The organism is Pseudochrobactrum sp. AO18b, from assembly GCF_000409565.1.
Lineage (GTDB): Bacteria > Pseudomonadota > Alphaproteobacteria > Rhizobiales > Rhizobiaceae > Pseudochrobactrum > Pseudochrobactrum saccharolyticum.
In genome coordinates this window covers 1-3,547 of sequence record NZ_ANNO01000098.1, presented here as the reverse complement: position 1 = coordinate 3,547, position 3,547 = coordinate 1, and the positions used below count along the sequence as shown (strand labels likewise).

Here is a 3,547-nt window from a genome sequence, read left to right as displayed (position 1 = left end):
TCGTCGGTGAAATTAGCTTTACCCATCGTAAGCTCCTTGCCTCTTTTTTAAGTCACAAGGTGTCTACAAATCTAGGGGCTATTCAAGCTTTGTATCTGCTTTTCCTGGCGTGGGCAGCCCTGCGACCAAAGAAAATACTTTCGTTAACACCTCATCGAGTTGATGTTGATTGCTATCAAAAGCTTTTTATAGTTGGGTTTTTGACAAATTTATTAAATCCAAAAGTTGCAATGCTTTACTTAGCGCTGCTTCCTCAATTTATTGACCCAGCACAAGGGAGTGTGTTTGTGCAGTCTTTGACACTAGGCTTAGTGCAGATACTGTCGGCAATTACGGTTCAGTCAGTAGTAATAGTAACAGCCGGTTCAATTTCCTTTGTCGTGTTGCGTCACACGAAGTGGATCAAGATACAGCAGTGGGTAATGGGAACTATTTTTGCAGGCCTTGCACTTCGTGTTGCAACACAAAATTAAAACTATCTAATACAGCGTGAGTTACTCTACTCATACCACCCCTGAGGTAAAGCCGGACAGTTCATCCAGCCTGACCATAGCTATGCGCATCTGACCTTTGCAGCCTCTAGCCTTGCATCGGACACGGTTTCAATTTCATTTAGATGGGGTTGTTTTTGAACTGCATGGCAATCTTCCAGCTCATCTATGTTCCTGCCAGAGATGCATAAAGAGTGCTCTGGTGCATTCAATCTCATGCCGATTAGGGAGTGAGATTACACAAAATCTGTAAACTGATTGTAAACTACAGCAGTTCGTTCTGGGGAGGTCGCCACTAAGCTATTGAAAGCTTGGTGGGTGCGACAGGGATCGAACCTGTGACCCGCTGATTAAGAGTCAGCTGCTCTACCGACTGAGCTACGCACCCACTTTTCTGAATAATCATTCAGTAAGTGAGCGGTTCTATAAAGTGGAGCCGAAGGCCTGTCTAGTCATGAAATTATTTTTTTGATAAAAATGTGCAGTTTTCATGTCTTGTGATGTGAGGCAGGCAAGTGACTGATCCGGATTGTGCTTTTACGCCTGACTGGGATGTTTCGGTTCATAAACCGCAAACAGGCGGCTAAATAGCCTTGATACGTGATAAATCATTGCACATATAGTTTGCATTGCAGACATATAGGTATATCACGCTGAATTAAGTTTCAGCCTGCATATCGGATTTTTAATAATCTAACAGCTATACAGACTGCTGAATATTGTTGCTGCTGACTGGTTTTGTCATCAGAGTTTTGTCTTTGTGCCATAATTAGGCGCAAAAAAACTGGCATAGCGTCTGCTATGGTTCTGGTTAATCCGCCTTCCGGGCAGTATTAATCATTTACAGGAATGATGGCGAAGCAGCGCGAAAATTTTCATGCTTTGCATGATCTGAGGGTTCAATGGACGGTTTTATCGGCGATCTCGGGCAGTTTATTTCGGCCAATCAGGCTTGGGCCGGACCGATTGTCGGGTTGATAGCATTCGGTGAGTCTCTGGCTGTGATCGGTATGCTGATTCCGGCAACACCAATCATGCTGGCGATCGGCGGTCTGGTCGGAGCCGGTATTATCGATCCTATTCCCGTCATGATCGGCGCTGTTATCGGTGCCGTTATCGGCGATGTTATTTCCTATTTGCTGGGCTGGTGGCTCGGACGTCGGGTTATTCACCAGTGGCCGCTGAACAAATACCGTTCCCATATTGCGCAGGCACGCCTGCTGTTCCGCAAATATGGTTTTGCCGCTGTGTTTTTTGGCCGTTTCTTCGGCCCTGTGCGTTGTACCGTGCCGCTGGTTGCGGGCATGATGTCCATGGATCAGAAGCGTTTTCAGACCGCTAATATTACCTCCGCGCTGGTTTGGGCGCCGGTTATGATCCTGCCAGGTTGGTTGGCCGGTAAAGGTGCGGGCATTTTTGCACGCCTCGATGGTACTGACTGGGTATGGATGGCTGTTGCTCTTACAGTGCTGGCGACAGTTGTCAGTATTGTTGGTGTCCGCTTTATGCGTGCACGCCCGAAACATGAGCGCAGACGTGGTGCCGCGAAGAATAAAATCTCTGCAACACCGGCTGAATAATAGTTCCTGTCATAAATTTCGGGCAGTGTCTGATATACACAGACACGTAAAATTTTTGCCGTATTGCCAGAGGTTTGGCAAAATAATCACCGGACGAACTTGATTAGATTTGCATTTGTATTCATTATAAATGCAAATTATCAGTCCGACAGACAGCCATTCATCGTGCAATGGTCTGATTTTTAAAAAGCTTTACGCTGAATATGAAATGTTTAACCGCGCAAATTGCGCCTAAAATGGGTCTTTAAAAACTCCGATGCCGGAAGATACTTCTGACGATTCGTCTATTCCGGATTGTTGCCGCTCCGAACTGGTAACAATCCGAAACACAATTTTCCTGCACGCCGCTGGCAGACATAACAGGTCTTTGACATATCAGACCTCTGTTCCACCGGTTGTGCATGTTTCTCGTCCTGTACAATTTCTGCGTGATAAGACTGCCGGTGCTGCAGCTGTCATCGCCCGCCTGTTTTCTGCAAAGGAGACCGGCCCGCGGGATAAAATCCTTCTGTTTTTCTCGGTGATGTATCAAACCTTATTTCAGCTGCCTGAAGCGGCTCTGAAAAAAGGGATCTCTGATCCTGCGCAATCAGCAGGAAATCACACTGCCAATAAGCATGTCCGGTTATCTGATTTCAAAACCGGTAGCGGAACGGAACTGACACGGTTTTTTGTAACCGGATTCAGTGCCGAACCAGTACTTGCGCGTTTGGCTGGCCAAAAACAGGCTTGCAACCGCATCCCGCAACAGAAATTCTAGGAAACGACAACCCATGGAATGGATTGCCGATCCCAATGCCTGGATAGGCTTGGTTACTCTGATTGTTCTTGAGATTGTTCTTGGTATCGACAATCTCGTATTTATTTCTATTCTTGCCGGTAAATTGCCACCGAGCCAGCGTAATAAAGCGCGGCTGCTCGGCCTTGCGCTTGCACTTTTGATGCGCCTTGGTTTGCTGGCCTCGATCTCGTGGATCGTAACGCTTACACAGCCGCTCTTTACCATTTTCTCCTTTGGTTTCTCCGGCCGTGATATCATCATGATCGTCGGTGGTGTGTTCCTGCTTGCCAAAGGTACGATGGAACTCCATGAGCGTCTTGAAGGTGAAAATGCCGTCAAGGAAGGTAATCCGGTTCACGCGGTGTTCTGGCAGGTTATTGCGCAGATCGTTGTTCTTGATGCCGTGTTCTCGCTCGATAGCGTGATTACCGCTGTGGGCATGGTGCAGCATCTGCCGGTGATGATGATTGCTGTTGTCGTTGCTATGGCAGTGATGATGGTTGCTTCCAAGCCGCTGATGACATTCGTCAACAAACATCCGACCGTGGTTATCCTGTGTCTTGGCTTCCTGATGATGATCGGTTTCAGTCTGGTGATTGAAGGTTTCGGTTATCACGTGCCTAAGGGCTATCTCTATGCGGCAATCGGCTTCTCGATCCTGATCGAAGCTGCCAATCAGGTCGGCCGTCACAACC

Annotated in this window: 3 protein-coding genes and 1 tRNA gene; 3 read left to right on the top strand and 1 reads right to left on the bottom strand. The window is 47.4% G+C overall.

The features are described 5' to 3' along the window. Positions 1-473: LysE family translocator (locus A918_RS19415; RefSeq protein WP_022709873.1), on the top strand; the 473-nt coding region annotated here is incomplete at its 5' end. 330 nt (positions 474-803) lie between these two features. Here the strand turns inward: A918_RS19415 and A918_RS0104370 are convergent. After that, positions 804-879, bottom strand: a tRNA-Lys gene (locus A918_RS0104370). Between the two features lie 514 nt (positions 880-1,393). Here A918_RS0104370 and A918_RS0104365 point away from each other — a divergent pair. Further along, entirely contained in the window at positions 1,394-2,071 is a 678-nt protein-coding gene (locus A918_RS0104365; protein ID WP_022709872.1) for a DedA family protein, read from the top strand. A 773-nt stretch (positions 2,072-2,844) separates the two neighbouring features. Continuing rightward, positions 2,845-3,547, top strand: a 703-nt coding sequence (locus A918_RS0104350) for a TerC family protein (protein WP_028233379.1), incomplete at its 3' end; no start/stop codon positions are given.